The sequence below is a fragment of the Pseudomonas sp. FW305-3-2-15-C-LB1 genome (assembly GCF_058787615.1).
In genome coordinates this window covers 89,420-108,033 of record NZ_JBYSZX010000013.1, presented here as the reverse complement: position 1 = coordinate 108,033, position 18,614 = coordinate 89,420, and the positions used below count along the sequence as shown (strand labels likewise).

Genomic DNA, 18,614 nt, shown 5'->3' with positions numbered 1-18,614 from the left:
CCCCATGAGAAAACCACGCCGCCAAGGCGGTTTCACCCTGTTGGAAATGCTCGCGGTGATCGTGCTGCTGGGCATCGTCGCCACCATCGTCGTGCGCCAGGTCGGCGGCAATGTGGACAAGGGCAAGTACGGTGCGGGCAAGGCCCAGTTGGCCAGCCTGAGCATGAAGATCGACAGCTACGCCCTCGACGTCGGTGCACCGCCCACCAGCCTGCAACAGCTGGTGGACAGGCCCGGTGGCTATGCCAAGCCGTCGGACCTCAAGGACCCGTTCGGGCACGCCTTCGGTTATCGCTTTCCCGGCGAACACGGCGCGTTCGATCTGATCTTCTATGGCCAGGACGGCCAGCCGGGCGGCGAAGGCTACAGCGCCGACCTGGGCAATTGGGAGTAGGGCCGCCATGTTGCAGCGCGGCTTCACCCTGCTGGAAATGCTGGTGGTGATCCTGCTGATCAGCCTGGCTGCCAGCGTGCTGGGGCTGGGCGTGCGCCAGGGCTTGCAGGTGGCGCAGGAACGCCGTGCGGTGGGGCAGATGGTGGAGGCGCTGCGTACCACGCGGGCGGGGGCGATTGTCAGCGGGCAGCCTGCGCGTACCGTATTCGATCTGAGCGACCGTACGTTCCAGGCGCCGGGGCGTGCGTCGCAACGGTGGCCGTCGCGGTTGCATGTCACGCTGCACACCGCCGAACAGGTCGGCCCTGGCGTCGAGTTCTACCCCGACGGCAGCTCCACCGGCGGCAATCTTCTGGTGGCCAGTGGCGCCCGGCGTTGGCGCATCGATATCGGCTGGCTCACCGGCAGCGTGCAATCCAAGGCGCTGCCATGAAGCGCCAGGCCGGTTTCACCCTGCTGGAAATGCTCGCCGCCCTCACGCTGATGGCGGTGTGCAGCACGGTGCTGCTGGTTGCGTTTGGCCAGAGTGCGCGCTCGTTGTCCCAAGTGGCCCACAGCGACCGGTTGACCCACGCAGCGCTGACGATTTTCGACCAGGAAGCGGCGGGGCGCTTGAGCAACGGCGTCAGTCAGGGCGAACTCGACGGCATCCACTGGCAGTTGACCAGCACCCGGCAGCAGTCACGGATTGTGCGCCTCGACCTGGTCCTCAGCGAAGGCTCGCGCCAGGCCCGCTTCAGCACCTTGAAGGCGCGCCTGTGAAGCGCCGTGAACGGGGCTTCACCTTGCTGGAAATCCTTGTGGTGCTCAGCTTGCTCGGCGTGTTGCTGGTGCTGGTCGGCGGTGCATTGCTGGGGGCCAATCGTGCCGTGTCCAAGGCCCAGGCATACGCAGTGAACCTGGATGAAGTGCGTGCCGCCCAACAGTTCTTGCGCACGGCGATCAGCGAAGCGTTGCCGCTGGCGGTGGGCGAGGGCGATGGTTTCTTTGTCGGCACGGCGCAGCGCCTGGAGTTCGTCTCGACCTTGCCCGGCGTGCTCGGTGGCGGGATCCATCGGTTCAGCCTGCAACGGGTCGAACAGGCGTTGCAGGTGGGGTTTTCTCAGCGTGAACCCCAAGTGCTGCTGAACAACATCGAGGTGTTGCAGTTCAGCTATCGCGGTGAGTCGCCGCTGGGCCAACCCACCGGCTGGGTGAGTGAATGGCCCTGGCCCAGGCGCTTGCCTTCGGCCGTGCGTATCGCTGCCAGCGTGGAGGGGCCGGTGCCCTGGGTCACCCAGGTGATTGCCCTGCGCCTGAACCTGTCCAGCGGAAGCGTTGAAGAATGAGGCGCCAACGCGGTGCAGCGTTGCTGCTGGTGCTGTGGGTACTGGCGCTGCTCAGCGTGTTGCTCGGCGGCCTGGCTGGCTGGGTACAGCTGGAAAGTCGCCAGGCCCTGTGGCTGCGCCAGCACACCCAGACCGTATTGGCCGCCGAAGCCGGCATCGCGCTGGTCATGGCCGAGCGGCACTGGGTTGCCGATGGCCGCGATATCCCCCTGAGCTTTGACGACGCCATCTTGCACGTGAGCCTGCGCAGCGAGCGCGGCAAGCTCTACCTGATCAACGCTGATGCCCAGGACTTCACGCGCCTGGCCCTGGCCTGTGGCGCTACGCCGACCCAGGCCAGGCAACTGGCCACGGCCCTCGAAGCACGACGCAACCAGGGCCTGGCGCCGTTGCGGGTGCTGGAAGAAGTACGCCAGTTGCCCGGCATGACGCAAACCCTCTACAGCCGCTTGCTGCCCGAAATCACCTTGTGGAGCGATCTGGACCGCCCCGATCCCGCCTTCGCCAGCCCGCTGATGCGCAAGGCGCTGAACCTGCCGCGCCAGGACGCCGAAGGCGTGGACCCCGGCGAAGTACTGGTGGTCGACAGCCGCGCCGAGCGGCCCGGCGGTTATCAGGCGCGGCTGCAAGTCACCGTTTTATTGAGCCCATCGGAGGACAGCGCACAACCCTACCGGGTGTTGCGTTGGCAAGAATGAATCGACTGGAACCCATCGCCCGACACTGGCGCGGCAGCCTGCTGCAACAGGGTTGGCAGGCATGGATCGCGGAGTTGCGCGCCTGTGTACCTGCATGGCTGGCGTGGCAGGAGCCGCCCGAGCAGATCCATCACTGGCCATTGAGCGCGCCGGTTGCAGCAGCCAGCACGCGCCAGGTGCTGATGCTCGGCGCCGACGCTGTGCTGGTGCAAACCGTACAACTGCCCCTGGCGGCCGCGCGCAACCTCAGCGCCGTGGTCGGTTATGAGCTGGACCGCTACACGCCATTCGAGGCGGACCAGCTCTACTTTGTGGCGCGTCAGGAGCGGCGCACGCCCACCCACCTTGAGGTGACAGTGGTGGCGATCCTGCGCGAGCGCCTGGACCGGATCCTTGCCGACTGTGCCACCCTCGGCCTGCATCCCCACCGCGTGGATGCGGCCGACCTCGGCGTTGATCTGCTGCCCGCGCCACTTCGCCCGCAGCGGCCCACCGGCATGGGCCTGCAACGCAGCCTGCCGTGGCTGTGCGGGGCGTTGCTGATCGCGGCGATGCTGCTCTGGCTCAACGACCGCCAGCGCGTTATCGACGTGATGCACGCCAGCGTCCAACGGCAAAAAGCCGAGGTCGCCGAGGTGCACGCGCTGCGCCAGCAACTGCTCAATACCCGCGGCGCCGCGCAGTACCTCACCCGGCGCAAACTGGCGCAACCGCCACTGGCGGCGCTGCTCAACGACCTGACCACCTGCCTGCCCGCCGACACCTGGCTGGATCAACTGGACGTGAAGGATGGTGAAATTTCCATCTCCGGCCAGAGTGCCAAGGCCAGTGCGCTGATCACCCGCATCAAGGGCTGCCGCAGCCTGGAAAACGCCCAGTTCGAAGGGGTGATCCAGCCCGATGCGCGCACCGGCAAGGACCAGTTTGCCTTGCGCGCCCACCTACGCCAGGAGGCCGCCGATGCGCCGACCCCTCACACCCCGTGAACGTCGCGGCGCGGCCTTGCTGCTACTGGCCGTGGTGGTCGGCGCGGCCTACTGGCTGTTGGTCGACAGCTGGTTTGCCGGCCCCTTGCGTGACATGGGCGAACAGGCCGAACAACTGCGCGAGCAACAGCAACGTTATGCCGGTGTGTTGCGCCAACGCGATGCGTTGCGCCAACAGCTTGAGCAAGCCCGCCAGGACCCCGCCAGCAGCACCAGCCTGCTGCCGGGGGACGACCCGGACGTGGTCGCCGCCGATCTGATGCAGCGCCTCGCTGACCTGATCAATAGCCACGCCAACCTCGGCGGCGGGTGCAGCCTGACCCAGCGCAAGCCCATCACCGCGGAGCAGGACGATGGCGAGCCGTATCGCCAGGTCAAGGTCAGCCTGACACTCGATTGCGCCATCGAACCCCTGGAAGCGCTGCTGCATGAGCTGGAGTACCAGCCGCCGTTCCTGTTTGTGGATGAGTTGCGCATCCGCCGCAGTCAGCAGGCGCCGGCCAGTGGTGGTGCGGGCAAGCTGGTGGTGCACCTGCTGGTGCGCGGCTACCTGCAACCGTCGCGGGTGACGCCATGATGAGCCGGTTGCGCCCCGTGGAGTGGGGCTTGCTCGGCCTGTCGGGGTTGCTGGGCGTGTTGATGGCGGTGATCCTCAGCAGCCTCGGTGATGAACCGCAATGGCTGCCCGAAGCGCCTGTGCGCGCCCATCCCACTCCTCGAGTACAAGGGCTGCCCAGTGTGCCGTTGGACAACCTGGCCGCGACGTGGCAAGCGCCGCTGTTCAGCCCGGATCGCAGCCCGGATCGTGTGGTGGGCAAGGCACAGGTCAGTAGCCTGGCCCATCTCACCCTCAGCGGCATCATGATCACCGGCAACCTGCAGATGGCCATGCTCAAGCAGGTCGACGGCCCGCTGCTGACCGTGCGCCTGGGCCAGACCCTGCCCAACGGCTGGCGCCTGGAACACCTCACTCCGCAATCCGCCCGTTTCAGCCTGGACGGTCGCACCCAGACCTTGAGCTTCTACGCCAAGCGCTTGCCGCCACCGTCCAAGCGACCCCCCCTTACTTTGCCCCGCGAGCCCCTCCCTTGATCGACATGCGCACCTCCACGTTATGCCTGGCCACCGCCCTTGCCCTGGGCGGCTGTGGCAGCTTCCCCGACCGTCTCGAACCGGATGATGAGCTTCTGCACGAGGCCATGCAGGGCACTGGCTCGCAACGCCCGCCCGGCGAGGCGCCCCCAGTGGAAGTTGCCCGGCCCTTGGTCAAGTCCCCCGCGCAGCGCCAGTTGATGCGGGGCAACCAGCAGTTCGTGCGTCCGCCGGCGACCGCGCCGGGTGTGAAGGCAGAGGGCGGCGACATCGTGTTCAACTTCGCCGACCAACCCATCGAAGCGGTGATCAACAGCGTGATGGGCGACCTGCTGCACGAAAACTACAGCATCGCCCAGGGCGTGAAGGGCAACGTCAGCTTTTCCACCTCCAGGCCGGTGGACAAGCAGCAGGCCTTGTCGATTCTCGAAACCCTGCTGTCCTGGACCGACAACGCGATGATCAAGCAGGGTGACCGCTACGTGATCCTGCCGGCCAGCCAGGCGGTGGCGGGCAAGCTGGTGCCGCAGATGAGCGTGGCGCAACCTTCCAGCGGCTTGTCGGCGCGGCTGTTTCCGCTGCGCTACATCTCCGCCACCGAGATGCAGAAACTGCTCAAGCCCTTCGCCCGCGAGAATGCGTTTCTGCTGGTCGACCCGGCGCGCAATGTGCTGAGCCTGGCCGGTACGCCGGATGAGCTGGCCAACTACCAGGACACCATCGACACCTTCGACGTGGACTGGCTCAAGGGCATGTCGGTGGGCGTGTTCGGCCTGCAACGCGCGTCGGTGGCCGAGTTGATGCCTCAGCTGCAAAGCCTGTTCGGCCCGGACAGCGGCATGCCCCTGGCGGGCATGCTGCGCTTTCTGCCGATTGAACGGACCAACTCGGTGGTAGCGATTTCTTCCCAGCCCCAGTACCTCAGCGAAGTCGGCGACTGGATCCGCACCATCGACGAAGGCGGCGGCAACGAGCCACAGATGTACGTCTACGACGTGCGCAACATGAAGGCCGCCGACCTGGCCAAGTACCTGCGGCAGATCTACGGCACCGGCGCGATCAAGGACGACACGCCGGCCAAGGTTGCGCCTGGCCTGCGCACGACGACCCTGTCGTCACTCAATACGGGTGGCTTGCAGAACAACCCGCCCGCTGCCGAAGAACCGGAGCCGGAGGAGAAGGTGATCGCGCCCACCAACGCGCTGGAGGCGGGTACCCGTATCACCGCACAAAAGAGCAGCAACCAACTGTTGGTGCGCACCCGTCCCGCGCAGTGGAAAGAGATCGAAGCGGCGATCAAGCGTCTCGACAATCCGCCCCTGCAAGTGCAGATCGAGACACGGATTCTTGAGGTCAAGCTCACCGGTGAACTGGACCTGGGTGTGCAGTGGTATCTAGGGCGGCTGGCGGGCAATTCCGGCAGCACCACGGTGGCCAATGCCTCCGGCAGCCAGGGTGCGCTGGGCGGTGGCGGGGCAGGGCTGGGGGCGACGGACTCGTTGTTCTACTCATTTGTCAGTTCGAATCTGCAGGTGGCGTTGCATGCGCTGGAAACCAATGGACGCACCCAGGTGCTCTCGGCGCCGTCGCTGGTGGTGATGAACAACCAGCCGGCGCAGATTCAGGTGGGGGACAACATTCCCATCAGCCAGACCACCGTCAATACCGGGGATGCGGACACCACCTTGAGCAGCGTCGAGTATGTGCAGACCGGGGTGATCCTGGATGTGGTGCCGCGGATCAATCCGGGGGGATTGGTATACATGGATATCCAGCAGCAGGTCAGTGATGCCGAGAGTCAGAGTGGTACTAGCGATACGCCGGTGAATCCGCGTATCTCGACGCGTTCGGTGTCGACGCAGGTGGCGGTGCAGAGTGGGCAGACGGTGTTGCTGGGAGGGTTGATCAAGCAGGACAACGGGGAGAGTGTCAGTGCGGTACCGTATCTGGGAAAGGTCCCAGGGTTGCGCTGGTTGTTTGGGAGTACCAGTAAGTCCAAGGATCGGACGGAGTTGATTGTGTTGATTACGCCCAGGGTGATTACCAGTAGTGGGCAGGCGCGGCAGGTGACGGATGATTATCGGCAGCAGATGCAGTTGTTGCGGCCTGGGGGAGGTAGGTAGTGCGGTGTACATATCCGTTATTTAGGTAACGGCGGCTTATGGTTCCGCCCTTACGGCGGCTCACTTTTGAAGAGCGCAAAAGTAAGCAAAACGCTCTTGCCCCAACACTCGGCACCTCGCTTAGGCTCGGTGTGCCCTCACTCCGGCTTGAATCCGTGGGCCGCCGCAATGGGCCATCCATGGCCCAGTGCAGCTAACCCGGCGTCCTGCCGGGTTACCCACGGATTCAAGCCTGCGTTCGGCCAGCGTGTTTGACGGGGCGCCCCAGATCAAGAGCAAGAGCAAGAGCAAGAGCACGGCGGCCTGGTAGCCGACCTGAGTGGTGTAGATCAAAAGCAGAGCTGGTTGATTCCTCAGCCCAGAGTGGCCGGTATTTTACTGTCGATCTCGGTTAAATGTGGGAGGGAGCTTGCTCTCGATAGCGGTCTGTCAGTTGATGCATCTGTGCCTGCTTCACTGCTATCGGGAGCAAGCTCCCTCCCACAGTTTGATCTCCATACAGCAGTCAGATATCCGTCTGCTTTTGATCTGCTTTTGATCTGGCTTTTGATTTTGATCTTAGGCGCCCCGTCAAACACGCTGGCCGGAATTCGGCAGGGATTTGGGGGGTAAACCGGCAGGGATGCCGGTTTAGCCGCCCCGCGCCATGGATGGCGCGTGGCGGCGGCCCCCCAAATCACTGTCGAATTACGGGCACACCGAGCCTAGGCGAGGTGCCGAGTGTTGGGGCAAGAGCCTTTTGGTTACTTTTGGGCTCTTTTCAAAAGTGACCCGCCGTAAGGGCGGAACCATAAGCCGCCGTGACCCAAATAACGGATATGCCCCAATCCCCAAATCGCAAAAAAACATTACCTATATGAATAACCTCGCTAATAAATAATTAAATACAAGAATATTAGCTTATACCCAAATAGCATTATATTTTCAAAACCCATTCCGTTATGTTTGAACTCAACAGCCTACCCCTGACCTCGGATGGTACCAATCTAGACTCGGATTCTGCGCTGCCACCCCGCAGCAGAACCGTTGGAAGGGAGTTCAACGTATGTTGCCAATTCAAACCTCGCCCCACACCTAGCCCCAAATCGCCCTGACACCCCAGAAAAAAACCGAGCACCGCGCCCACCCGCGTGACGGCCCGACTTCGCGATTTGGAAACGCAGGAACCCCTATGAAGCGAGTGCTACAACCCACTGCCGCATTCACCCTGGCCATCCTGGCCAACACCGCACACGCCCAGGATGACAGCACCCTGTCCACCGTGGTCGTCACCGGCAACCGCGGCGCCGAGCAGCGTACCGTCACCAGCAGCCCGGTGCCGATCGATGTGGTCAGCGCCAAGCAATTGCAGAACACCGGCAAGCCCGGCCTCATGGAGGCCCTGAGCGCAGTGATCCCCTCGCTGACCCTGCCGGAAAAAACCGGCTGGGACGCCAGCGGTATTGCCCGAGCCCCCAACCTGCGTGGCCTGAGTGCCGCCGAGGTGCTGGTACTGGTCAACGGCAAGCGCCGTCACACCGCCGCCACCTTGAACATCAACGGGATCAATATCGGTGCGGCCCCGGCCGACCTCGACCTGATCCCCATCAGCGCCATCGACCATGTGGAAGTCCTGCGCGACGGCGCCGCCGCCCAGTACGGTTCCGATGCCATCGCCGGGGTGATCAACGTGATCCTCAAGGCCGACACCAGCGGCACCGCGGTGACCAATATCGGCCAGGGCTATGACGGCAAGAAACAGACGGTGCAGCAAAGCCTCAACAAGGGTTTCGAGATCGGCGACGGCGGCATCGTGCAGCTCGCCCTCGACGCGCGCAGTCAGAACGATGACAACAAGGCCAGCGCCAACGGCTACACCTATGCCCAGGCCTACGAGCAGGCCGGGCGGTCGACGTACGGCGGTTATGGCACGCCCAAGACCAACCTGCTGACCCTGGGCTACAACGCCGAGTTGCCGATCGACGACAACCTCAGCCTGTATTCCTTCACCACCTATTCACGGCGCAAGGCCGAGCAGGGGCAGAACTTCCGCCTGCCGACCATCACCAACACCATCACCACCGGGCCCAACGGTTATCCCGGCGGCTACACGCCGACGTGGTTTATCGACGAGGATGATTTCCAGGCGGCATTCGGCGGCAAAGGCACGGTGGGCGAGTGGGACTGGGACCTGTCCACCACCTACGGGCGCAACGAGGCGGAGCAGGGCACCACCCATAACCAGAACCCGTCCCTGGGGGAGGCCACGCCGAATCACTTTACCTCCGGTACCTGGATCGCCACCGAGCTGACCACCAACCTCGACTTCAAGCGCGGCTTCGACATCGGCCTGCAAAAGCCTCTGGACCTGAGCGTTGGCTTCGAGCATCGGCGCGACACTTATGAGGTGCAGGCCGGTGACTATGAATCCTATGCCAACGGCGGCTACTGCGTGGCGCCGGGCAATTGCGCGTCGTCGGGCGCGCAGGTCACCAACGGCATTTCGCCGGACGAAGAAAGCAGCGCCTCGCGCAACAGCCTGGCCAGTTACGTCGACGTGGGCTTCAACCCGGTGCCGGACTGGTACGTCGGCACGGCGTTTCGTTACGAGCACTACAACCAGGGCGTCGGCGCCACGCGCAGCGGCAAGCTGACCACCCGCTATGACTTCACCCCGCAGTTCGCCGTGCGCGCCACTGTCAGCAACGGTTTCCGAGCGCCGTCCCTGGCCAACAGCCTGTTCAGCGCACGCTCCACCACCTATGGGGTGGTGGACGGCGTGTACCAGTCGATCAACTACGGCGTGTTGCCCGTGGGTTCCGCCGCAGCCCAAGCCCTCGGTGCCCAGCAATTGAAGCCGGAGCGTTCGACCAACTTCAGCCTGGGTTTCACCCTCACGCCCACCGACCGCCTGAGCTTCACCGCCGACGCCTACGTGATCAACCTGCGCGACCGCATCACCCTCACGGGCACCTTGCTCGGCCCCGAGATCACCCAGGTATTGCAGAACAATGGCATCCACTCCACCTCCGGCGGGCAGTACTTCATCAATGGCGCCGACACCCGTACCAAAGGCCTGGACCTGGTCAGCAACTACAGCCAGGACCTCGGCCGGTACGGTTCGGTGAAATGGACCGCAGCATTCAACTGGAACCAGACCAGAATCCTCAACTACAAGGAATCCACCCACATCCTCGGCACCTCCTACGAGCTGATGAACCGCGAGGCGCGCAACCTGATCACCGGCGTGCAGCCCAACACCAAGCTGATCCTGGGCGGCGACTGGAGCATCGATCGCTTCAACCTCAACCTGGCCCTGACGCGCTACGGCTCCTACAAGGAAGTGAACTCATCGGCCAATCGCGACCTGGACCGCATCTACAGCGCCAAGTGGATCACCGATCTCGACCTTGGCTACAACCTCACCAAAGACCTGAACATCGCCGTCGGCGCCAAGAACCTGTTCGACATCTACCCCAAGAAACAAGGGGTGCCGAGCAGCACCATGGTCAGCAGCTATGGCGTCTATTCGCCCTACGGTTTTACCGGCGGGTACTACTACACCCGCTTGACCTATGCCTTCTGAGGCCGAGGAATACACCATGCCTATCGTCGCCAAACCCTATGACCTGATCGACGCGCCCAGTCCGGTGCGCCAGGCCCGTGTCTCCACGCCGATCAAGGCCCTGCAGGTGGTGCCCGCCCGGCATCCCTGGCGCTGGGCCGGGTCGATCTTTGCGGCGCTCGTGCTGCTGGCCATCGTGCACTCGCTGGCCACCAACCCGCGCTGGGAGTGGGGCGTATTCGGCCAGTGGTTTTTTTCGCCGTCGGTGCTGCGTGGTCTGGGGCAGACGCTGTTGCTGACCCTGCTGAGCACGCTGTTCAGCATCATCCTTGGTACCGCGCTGGCATTGGCGCGGCTGTCGGGCTCGCCGCTGCTGGGGGCATTGGCCTGGGGCTATATCTGGTTTTTCCGCTCGATGCCGGCGTTGCTGGTGCTGATCATCCTCTACAACTTTGCCTACCTGTATGACCACATCGTGCTCGGTGTGCCGTTCACCAGCGTGGTGTTCGCCGAGTGGTCGACGGTGGATGTGCTCAGCCAGTTCACCGTGGCCGTGCTGGGCTTGAGCCTGATGCAGGCGGCGTATGCGGCGGAGATCATCCGTGGCGGCCTGATCGGCGTCGACGCCGGCCAGCATGAAGCCGCTGCGGCCCTGGGGTTGCCGGCCTCGCGGCGCATCTTCCGGATCATCCTGCCCCAGGCGCTGCGCTCGATCCTGCCGTCGGGTTTCAACGAGATCATCGGCCTGGTCAAGGGCACGTCCATCGTCTATGTGCTGGCCCTGCCGGAGCTGTTCTACACCGTGCAGGTCATCTACAACCGCACCCAGGCGGTGATCCCGCTGCTGATCGTAGCGACGGTCTGGTACCTGATCATCACCACCGTGCTGACCAGCGCGCAGTACTACGTCGAACGCCACTTTGCGCGGGGCACCGCACGGGTGCTGCCACCCACGCCGCTGCAACGCATTCGCGGCTGGATCAAGGAGAAGACCCATGGCTGAAGCACGCGCCGGGCGTATCCAGATCCAGGGCGTGGGCAAGCGCTTTGGCAACCAGCAGGTGTTGAAAGACATCGACCTGACCATCGACCCGGGCAAGGTCACGGTGATCCTCGGGCCGTCCGGCTCGGGCAAGTCGACCTTGCTGCGCACCATCAACCACCTGGAAAAGATCGACAGCGGGCATATCACCATTGACGGTGAATACGTCGGTTACCGTCGCAAGGGTGATCTGCTCTACGAACTCAAAGAACGGGAGATTCTCAAGCGCCGTATCGACGTCGGTTTCGTGTTCCAGAACTTCAACCTGTTCCCCCACCTCACCGCCTGGGAAAACGTCGCCGAAGCGCCCCTGGCCCACAAGCGCTGGAGCAAGGCCGAGGCCCAGGCCAAGGCGGCCGGGTTGCTGGCCAAGGTCGGCCTGGCGGACAAGGTCGATGCCTATCCGCGCCAGCTCTCTGGCGGCCAGCAACAGCGCGTGGCCATCGCCCGTGCCCTGGCGCTGGACCCCAAAGTGCTGCTGTTCGATGAACCCACCTCGGCCCTCGACCCGGAACTGGTGGGCGAAGTGCTCGACGTGATCAAGGGCCTGACCCAACTGGGCGTGACCCTGGTGATCGTCACCCACGAGATCGGCTTTGCCCGTGAGGTGGCCGACCACGTGGTGTTCCTCTGCGACGGCCAGTTGATTGAAGAAGGCCCGCCCGAACAGATTTTCCGCCAACCGCGACATCCCCGCACTGTGGCCTTTCTCGGCAAGGTGCTGTAGTTCAAGGAGTGACTGCCCATGTTTATCTCTACTGCCCGCGTGGCCCTGCTGGCGCTTGCCGTCAGCACCGCGCAACACGCATTCGCCGTGCAACAGGTCGACCTCAGCCCCGACCGCCCGCGCATCCATGTGCCGCGTAACGAGGCGGCCATCGCACAGATCCCGCCGGGCTTCAAGTTCGCCCAGCCGGGCAAGTTCACCGTGGCCGTCTCCGGCGTGGCCGGGCCGCCCCTGGCGCTGCTGGCCAGCGACGACAAGACCACCATCGGCAGCGAGGCTGACACCGCGCAGCTTGTTGCCGATAGCTTGGGCTTGCAACTCAATGTGGTGCAGACCAGTTGGGAGGACTGGCCCCTGGGCGTCAGTTCGGGCAAGTACGACGCGGTGATCAGCAACGTCACCGTGACCGAGGCGCGCAAGAAGCGCTTTGACTTCGCCACCTACCGCCAGGATGTGCTCGGCTTCTACGTGAAGAGCACCAGCAAGATCAGCGAGATCAAGCAGGCGGCGGACATCGCCGGGTTGAAGATCATCGTCGGTTCCGGCACCAACCAGGAAAAAGTCCTGCTGGCCTGGAACGAGGCCAACGAGAAGGAGGGGCGCAAGCCGGCGCTGTTGCAATACTTCGACGACCAGGCTGCCGCCCAGTTGGCCGTGCAGTCCGGGCGCAGCGATGCGCTGTTCGGGCCTAACTCGGTGTATGCCTATTCGGCGGCAATCACCGGCGGTATCAAGCTCGTCGGCACGGTGAATGGTGGCTGGCCGTTGAAGGCCGATATCGCGGTGACCACGCGCAAGGACAACGGCCTGGTCAAGCCGATCCACACCGCCCTGGAAGGTGCGATTGCCGGCGGCCAATATGAGCAGGTGCTGCAACGCTGGGGCCTGGACATCGAGCGGGTCGACACGTCGCTGATCAATCCACCGGGCCTGCCGGATTAAGGAGCATCGAGCATGGGACTGACACGACGTGAAGCGCTGTCGAGCATCGCTGCGGTAGGGGGCGAGCTGGCGGTCAAGGACGCGCTGGCGGCATTGGGCCTGGGGCCGTCGTCACACCGCCGTCCGCAACCGTTGAAACTCAAGGAAGGCCTGGGGCAGGGCACGCGTGTGCTGGTGCTGGGCGCGGGGATCGCGGGGCTGGTCACAGCCCTGGAACTGACCCGCGCCGGCTTCGAGGTGCAAGTGCTGGAGGCCCGTGAGCGGGTGGGCGGCCGCACCTGGACGATCCGCAACGGTGACCGCGTGGACTACAAGGACGGCCGCACGCAAACCGCTGCGTTCGACCCGGGGCATTACTTCAACGCCGGGCCGGCACGGATTCCCAGCCAGCACCGCACGATTCTCGACTATTGCAATGAGCTGGGCGTGCCGCTGGAAGTGCTGGTCAACAGCAGTCATGGCGCCCAGGTACGGCCTGATGTGGGCAAGCCTGCATTCACGGTCGGCCAGGCCATCAACGATGCGCGCGGGCACCTGTCCGGCTTGCTCGCCAAGGCCGTGCAGCGCGATGCTCTCGATGATCTGTTGAGCGGTGAAGAGCGTACGCGCTTGCTGGCGTTCCTGCGGGTGTATGGCGACCTGTCCCAGGAGCTGGCTTTCGAGGGCACGATCCGTTCGGGGCACCTGGAATCGCCAGCGCACCCCGGCGCCTTGCCCGCCAGCCGCCGCCCGTTGGCGCTGGACCAACTGCTGCATCCGGAACTGTGGGGCGCGTTGCTGCACACCGAATTCCCGGAGTTCTCTGCCACCATGTTCCAACCGGTGGGCGGCATGGACCGCATCACCGACGCCTTCTACCAGCGCGTCAGCGGTCATGTACAACTGGGCGCCCAGGTGCGCCGTATCCGCCAGTTGGAAGACGGCGTGGCGGTGACCTATCACGACCAGCGCAGCGGCCGCGAGCAGGTCGTGCGCGCCGACTACCTGATCTCGACGTTGCCGCTGCCGTTGCTGGCCAGGCTCGACACCGACTTCAACGACCCGATCAAGGCCGCCCTGCTCAGCACCCGCAGCGACCAGGCGACCAAAGTGGCGTGGCAGTCGCCGCGCTTCTGGGAGACCGACTACCGCACCTACGGCGGCCTGTCGTGGATCGAACACCCGGCGCGCCTGCTGTGGTACCCGAGCAATGACCTCAACACTCGCGAAGGCCTGCTGGTGGCGGGCTATGTGACCGGGGAGGGCGCCGATGTGTTTGGCGCGCAACCGTTCGACAACCAGTACGCTACCTCCAGGGAGGCCGTGGAACTGCTGCATCCCGGGTATTCCAAGCACCTGCGCAATCCGCTGGCGGTGTCCTGGGAGCAGATTCCCTACAGCGAAGGCCCGTGGCTGCAGCGCGAGCATTTCCCGGCCGACGCCAGCGCCTTGCTCGAAGCCGGGCATGGTCGGGTGTATTTCGCCGGCGACGGGCTGGTGCAAAGCGGCGTGGGTATCTGGCAGGAATCGGCGGCCAACTCGGCGCGCCATGTGGTGGGGCAACTGGCTGAACGGGTGACTCAACACCGTCATAGCGCGGCATTGGCCGCTTCATAAGGAGATTCATCATGAGCGACAGCATTCAACGTACCAGCGTCGGCGACTTCCCGATTTCCCAGACCGTCACGGTGCCGGCATCCGCCAGCCTGATCTTCATCAGCGGCACCTTGCCCGACCTGCACGATGCCAGCGCCCCGGCGGGCACACCGGCGGCCTATGGCAATACCGAAGTGCAGACGGTGTCGGTGTTCAATAAACTGCGCAAGATCCTGCGCCAGCAGGACCTGGACCTGGGCGATATCGTGCAGTTGCGGGTGTTCCTGGTGGGGGCCGATGAGACGGGTGGCAAGCTGGATTTCGCCGGCTTGCAGGCGGGGTACACGCAGTTCTTCGGTACACCTGAGCAACCGAACAAGCCGGCACGTACGGCGCTGCAAGTGGTGGCGTTGCCATTGCCTGGTGCGTTGATTGAGGTCGAGGCGGTTGCTGCAAGAGCGGTGTGAGGCTCAACGAGTCTTGGCAATCACACCGCTCATGTATTGATTCAAATCGCGGAAGTCGCTAACCCTCCATGCGAACGGCGCTAGCTTCACGCCGTTCTCTCGCAACGTCCTTGGGATCAGGTCGCCATTGGGGCGAAGTATGATTGAAGAGACGATAACGCCTGGGTAGTCATTCAGGCGTTTTTTGAACGCGGCGGTGGTCAGGTCAGGTGTGGGGGGATTGCTCTTGTTGGCCAGGGGGCCAGTGCCTTTGATATCGGCGCCGTGACACATCGCACACCGCTGGGAAAAGAGAGTTTTCCCGTTGAGGTTATCCGCGAAGGACAGTGAGGGTTGGGTGAGCGATAACAGGCCGAGCCAAGCGATAAGTGCCCGTTTCATATCCATATGACCTTGTGGCTTGAATCAGATTGGGATCGAGGGAATAACCTGATGCCAGCGCGTTGAGTTTGAAAGGTCGCCATTCTCCTTGTTTTCTCATGACCGTGTCCAAAGCCGCTTCAACGGCCCGCGACAGCGCTGTTGTCTTTTATGCCTGTTGCGGAGTTTCTTGCTTGGTTTATATCAGTAATTTTAATAATTAGCATATATCTACAAAGCCTTTCACAAGCCCCGCTCGCGGGCATTAACGTCGATCTCTACAGGCCAGCACCGCGGCCACCCACGGAGGAATACCCTGATGCCCACCTCACCCCGGCAACTCAAATTCGGCGCCATTCTCACCGGTGTAGGCACTGCACAAAACGAATGGCTGCACCCGCAGATCCCCGGCGATGCCAGTGTGGATATCGACTGGTACCGCGCCCAGGCCCAGCAGGCAGAAGCGGCCAAGTTCGACCTGGTGTTCATCGTCGACAGCCCCTACATCACCCCGGATTCCGCGCCGCATTTCCTCAACCGCCTGGAGCCCTTGACGCTGCTCTCAGCCATCGCCGGGGCGACCTCGAAAATCGGCCTGGTGGCGACGCTCACAACCTCCTATACCGAACCCTTCAACGTGGCGCGGCAGTTTGCGTCCCTGGACCACATCAGTGGCGGCCGCGCCGGCTGGAACGTGGTCACCACCGGCTTGGAAGGCGCGGCCGGTAACTTTGGCCGCGCGCAACACATCGACCACACCGAGCGCTATCGCCGCGCGGCCGAACATCTGGAGGTGGTGCAGGGCTTGTGGGACTCCTATGAAGACGACGCCTTTGTGCGTGACAAGCAAACCAAGGTGTTCCTCGACCCGCAGCGCCAACACCGCCTCGATCACCACGGCGAGTTTTTCTCGGTCACCGGACCGTTGAATATAGCCCGTTCAGCCCAAGGCCAACCGGTGATTTTCCAGGCGGGAATCTCCGAATCCGGGCGCAGCCTGGCGGCGAACTATGCCGAGGGGATTTTTGCCGGCGTGGGCAATTTCGAAGATGCCCAGGCGTACTACAGCGACATCAAGAAACGCACCGCCGCCGCTGGACGTAACCCTGACCACGTAACCATCCTGCCGGGTGTTTCTCCAATCATCGCGGATACCGATGAGCAGGCCCAGGCCATCGACCGCGAGCGCAATGGCGAGCTGGATCTGCACAAAGCGCTGGTGCAGTTAGGCCGGCCATTCAATTACCACGACTTCAGCCAATATCCGTTGGATGAGCCGTTCCCGGAGTTGGGTGACTTGGGTAGCAATGGCTATCGTGGGCATGCGGAAAACATCAAGCAAGTCTCCCGTGAACAGGGTCTGACGTTGCGTCAGGCGGCGCTGCGGTTTGCCAAGCCGTTTTCCAGTTTCGTCGGCTCGCCCAAGACCGTGGCGGATGAGATCGAGCGCTGGTTTGTGGAGGGCGCGGTGGATGGGTTCAACATCCATGTGGGCGCGCCGGAGGACTTTGCGCGGTTTACCGATCAGGTATTGCCGCTGTTGCGCGAGCGCGGGTTGTTTCGCAGTGAGTACAGTCACAGCACGTTGCGCGGGCACCTGGGGTTGCCGGTGCCGGTGAATCGGCATACGGCGGCACGTGACGTCGCGGCATGACGGGTTACCACCACTTCCAGCGACCCTGTTTTTTCAGGGTCGCTTAGGTTTTTCATACCTCTTGTTTTTTCTGCTTGTTCAATCGATCAACTCTTCGTAAAGGCCGATCGCAAGTGTTTTGACGTTTCCGGACATAGCGCTACTGGTAAAGCTCAGAGTTGCTGCCAAGCTCTCCGTTAGGTGGTGAAGGGTGGTCTGATGCATTTCTGTAGCACTGATGCGTTTGGGCAGCCGGCCTGCCGCCTGTTCCAATTTGAGCAGTTTCGTTGTGAGTCGAGGGTCACGGATTCTGAGTAACTCGTTGTTCAGTTGTGCTCGCTCTGGTCGTGAAAGACCTCGCAGGACTTGGCGCAGTGATTTTCCTGTCACTCGCGTAGCAGTGCTAACCGCTCTGATTGTCACGAGTGTTGAAGTAACTACACCTAGCAGCGCAATGCTATCCAACACCACCATTGCCGCCTGGTACCAAGCTTCATTGTCCAGATTATCGTTAGATTGAGGGCTGTAAACCTCAAATGCCGTTCGAACAGTGCCAGCGATGCATTGAACTGTACTCGCTACTGCAGCAGCCTTTCCTACAAAGGAAATCACTGCACTTGCTCCCGCAGTGAAGGGCATGAACGCAATCCCGCTCCAGACTACCACCCAACTCAATAATGCCCCTGCACAAGTCATTGTGGTGTTGGTCGCCTCCGCGACCAACCTGGACTCCCGCGTCTCATGTTCCAGCATCCGCTTGAACTCCACTGGCCCCACGTACCTTGGCGCCTCCCGCAGTACTATTTTGATCGGCTGTACCCTGCAAATCGCCTGAAACTCACGCAGGACCACGACATTGAACTCCGCATCGATATACACCACGCCAGCACCAATCACTGACGGGTCGGCGTCGATGGCTGAGAACAATCGAGGCAGATCAATGCTGCTTTCAATACGTTGCCGTGTGGTGCGATGGGCCGAGGGAAATCCATCCTTGAGCAGTGAGGCCGTCATTCCTTAACTCCTGGTTTTGGAAGTCGAGAGAGTAAAGGCGCGGTTGCGCAAATTAATGTCGGATGTTTCGTCTTTTCGAGACAGGCGCGTCCCAATACCGGTTTTCAACCTTGTCGGCCCTTTGTCGAATAAGGAACAGTTCGCCCCGCGTCACTTCCGACGCTGACAAGGACAAGGAGCCAATATGGCCGTCGATATGTTTTTGAAACTGGGCGATATCAAGGGTGAATCACGCGACCACGCTCATCTCGACGAGATCGATATCACCGAGTGGGCGTGGGGAGTGTCTCAGGCAGGATCGATGCACTCCGGGAGAGGTGGCGGCGCCGGCAAGGCCGATTTTGCCAACCTCAATCTGACCAAGCCGCTGGATAAATCCAGCCCAAATTTGATGATGGCCTGCGCTAGCGGCAAGCATTACCCCGAAGCACGGCTTGTGGTGCGCAAGGCAGGTGGTTCCAGCCCTGTGGAGTATCTGGTGATCACCTTGAAGGAAGTGATGGTGGTGTCCTACGGCACGAGTGCCGGAAATAAGGATGATGTGCTTTACGACAGAGTTGCGCTGAATTTTGCCACCGTCGACGTCAGCTACCAGCCACAGAAAGCCGATGGTGCCAAGGACGGTGGCCCAGTGAAGTTCGGTTGGAATATCCGGCAGAACGTCAAGGTCTGAGGCTTCTAGGAGAAAT

Annotated in this window: 19 protein-coding genes; 17 read left to right on the top strand and 2 right to left on the bottom strand. The window is 62.7% G+C overall.

What is annotated here, in order from left to right:
* Nucleotides 1-4 precede the first annotated feature (4 nt).
* The 15 genes from AC3WP7_RS22665 to AC3WP7_RS22595 all read left to right on the top strand — a co-directional run bounded on the left by AC3WP7_RS22665 (nt 5) and on the right by AC3WP7_RS22595 (nt 14,918).
* Complete coding sequence (locus AC3WP7_RS22665; protein WP_010209194.1) at nt 5-394, top strand: type II secretion system protein GspG; 390 nt, start codon at nt 5-7, stop codon at nt 392-394.
* A gap of 7 nt (nt 395-401) precedes the next feature.
* Nucleotides 402-827 carry a GspH/FimT family pseudopilin gene (locus AC3WP7_RS22660; protein ID WP_102592730.1) on the top strand — a complete coding sequence of 142 codons (426 nt, stop codon included), beginning with the start codon at nt 402-404 and terminating at the stop codon, nt 825-827.
* Nucleotides 824-1,156 (top strand): type II secretion system protein, encoded by a 333-nt coding sequence (locus AC3WP7_RS22655; protein ID WP_102592729.1) that lies wholly within the window; start codon nt 824-826, stop codon nt 1,154-1,156. Before AC3WP7_RS22660 ends, AC3WP7_RS22655 begins: the two co-directional genes overlap by 4 nt.
* On the top strand, nt 1,153-1,722 hold the full coding sequence (locus tag AC3WP7_RS22650) for a prepilin-type N-terminal cleavage/methylation domain-containing protein (protein ID WP_102592728.1): 570 nt from the start codon (nt 1,153-1,155) through the stop codon (nt 1,720-1,722). The genes AC3WP7_RS22655 and AC3WP7_RS22650 overlap by 4 nt, the downstream gene beginning before the upstream one ends.
* On the top strand, nt 1,719-2,420 hold the full coding sequence (locus AC3WP7_RS22645) for a general secretion pathway protein GspK (RefSeq protein WP_093513046.1): 702 nt from the start codon (nt 1,719-1,721) through the stop codon (nt 2,418-2,420). Before AC3WP7_RS22650 ends, AC3WP7_RS22645 begins: the two co-directional genes overlap by 4 nt.
* Nucleotides 2,417-3,406, top strand: a complete 990-nt coding sequence (locus tag AC3WP7_RS22640; RefSeq protein ID WP_093124524.1) for a type II secretion system protein GspL — start codon at nt 2,417-2,419, stop codon at nt 3,404-3,406. The genes AC3WP7_RS22645 and AC3WP7_RS22640 overlap by 4 nt, the downstream gene beginning before the upstream one ends.
* Entirely contained in the window at nt 3,381-3,983 is a 603-nt protein-coding gene (gene gspM / locus AC3WP7_RS22635) for a type II secretion system protein GspM (RefSeq protein ID WP_102592727.1), read from the top strand. The genes AC3WP7_RS22640 and gspM overlap by 26 nt, the downstream gene beginning before the upstream one ends.
* On the top strand, nt 3,980-4,498 hold the full coding sequence (locus AC3WP7_RS22630; RefSeq protein WP_071492154.1) for a type II secretion system protein, XpsN-like: 519 nt from the start codon (nt 3,980-3,982) through the stop codon (nt 4,496-4,498). Before gspM ends, AC3WP7_RS22630 begins: the two co-directional genes overlap by 4 nt.
* Before the next feature lie 5 nt (nt 4,499-4,503).
* Entirely contained in the window at nt 4,504-6,621 is a 2,118-nt protein-coding gene (gene gspD, locus AC3WP7_RS22625) for a type II secretion system secretin GspD (RefSeq protein ID WP_102593289.1), read from the top strand.
* Nucleotides 6,622-7,792: 1,171 nt separating this feature from the next.
* Nucleotides 7,793-10,186: a TonB-dependent receptor plug domain-containing protein gene (locus tag AC3WP7_RS22620; RefSeq protein ID WP_102630120.1), complete on the top strand. Its 2,394-nt coding sequence runs from the start codon at nt 7,793-7,795 to the stop codon at nt 10,184-10,186.
* 16 nt (nt 10,187-10,202) lie between these two features.
* Nucleotides 10,203-11,168: an amino acid ABC transporter permease gene (locus AC3WP7_RS22615; RefSeq protein ID WP_102592874.1), complete on the top strand. Its 966-nt coding sequence runs from the start codon at nt 10,203-10,205 to the stop codon at nt 11,166-11,168.
* Nucleotides 11,161-11,934: an amino acid ABC transporter ATP-binding protein gene (locus AC3WP7_RS22610; RefSeq protein WP_092244447.1), complete on the top strand. Its 774-nt coding sequence runs from the start codon at nt 11,161-11,163 to the stop codon at nt 11,932-11,934. The genes AC3WP7_RS22615 and AC3WP7_RS22610 overlap by 8 nt, the downstream gene beginning before the upstream one ends.
* A gap of 18 nt (nt 11,935-11,952) precedes the next feature.
* Nucleotides 11,953-12,876: an ABC transporter substrate-binding protein gene (locus tag AC3WP7_RS22605; RefSeq protein WP_071492149.1), complete on the top strand. Its 924-nt coding sequence runs from the start codon at nt 11,953-11,955 to the stop codon at nt 12,874-12,876.
* A 12-nt stretch (nt 12,877-12,888) separates the two neighbouring features.
* Nucleotides 12,889-14,472 carry a flavin monoamine oxidase family protein gene (locus tag AC3WP7_RS22600; protein WP_102592875.1) on the top strand — a complete coding sequence of 528 codons (1,584 nt, stop codon included), beginning with the start codon at nt 12,889-12,891 and terminating at the stop codon, nt 14,470-14,472.
* An 11-nt stretch (nt 14,473-14,483) separates the two neighbouring features.
* Nucleotides 14,484-14,918, top strand: a complete 435-nt coding sequence (locus AC3WP7_RS22595; protein WP_093528148.1) for a RidA family protein — start codon at nt 14,484-14,486, stop codon at nt 14,916-14,918.
* A gap of 3 nt (nt 14,919-14,921) precedes the next feature.
* On the opposite strand, the gene AC3WP7_RS22590 is transcribed toward AC3WP7_RS22595, so the two are convergent.
* Nucleotides 14,922-15,299, bottom strand: coding sequence for a c-type cytochrome (locus AC3WP7_RS22590; protein ID WP_092244456.1), 378 nt, complete (start codon nt 15,297-15,299; stop codon nt 14,922-14,924).
* 298 nt (nt 15,300-15,597) lie between these two features.
* On the opposite strand from AC3WP7_RS22590, the gene AC3WP7_RS22585 reads away from it, so the two are divergent.
* Nucleotides 15,598-16,932, top strand: coding sequence for an LLM class flavin-dependent oxidoreductase (locus tag AC3WP7_RS22585; RefSeq protein WP_102592877.1), 1,335 nt, complete (start codon nt 15,598-15,600; stop codon nt 16,930-16,932).
* Nucleotides 16,933-17,010: 78 nt separating this feature from the next.
* Here AC3WP7_RS22585 and ssp4 read toward each other — a convergent pair whose 3' ends face one another.
* Nucleotides 17,011-17,925 carry an Ssp4 family T6SS effector gene (ssp4, locus tag AC3WP7_RS22580; protein WP_093124503.1) on the bottom strand — a complete coding sequence of 305 codons (915 nt, stop codon included), beginning with the start codon at nt 17,923-17,925 and terminating at the stop codon, nt 17,011-17,013.
* A gap of 184 nt (nt 17,926-18,109) precedes the next feature.
* Here ssp4 and AC3WP7_RS22575 point away from each other — a divergent pair, with 184 nt between their 5' ends.
* Nucleotides 18,110-18,598, top strand: a complete 489-nt coding sequence (locus AC3WP7_RS22575; protein ID WP_092244460.1) for an Hcp family type VI secretion system effector — start codon at nt 18,110-18,112, stop codon at nt 18,596-18,598.
* Nucleotides 18,599-18,614: the final 16 nt, after the last annotated feature.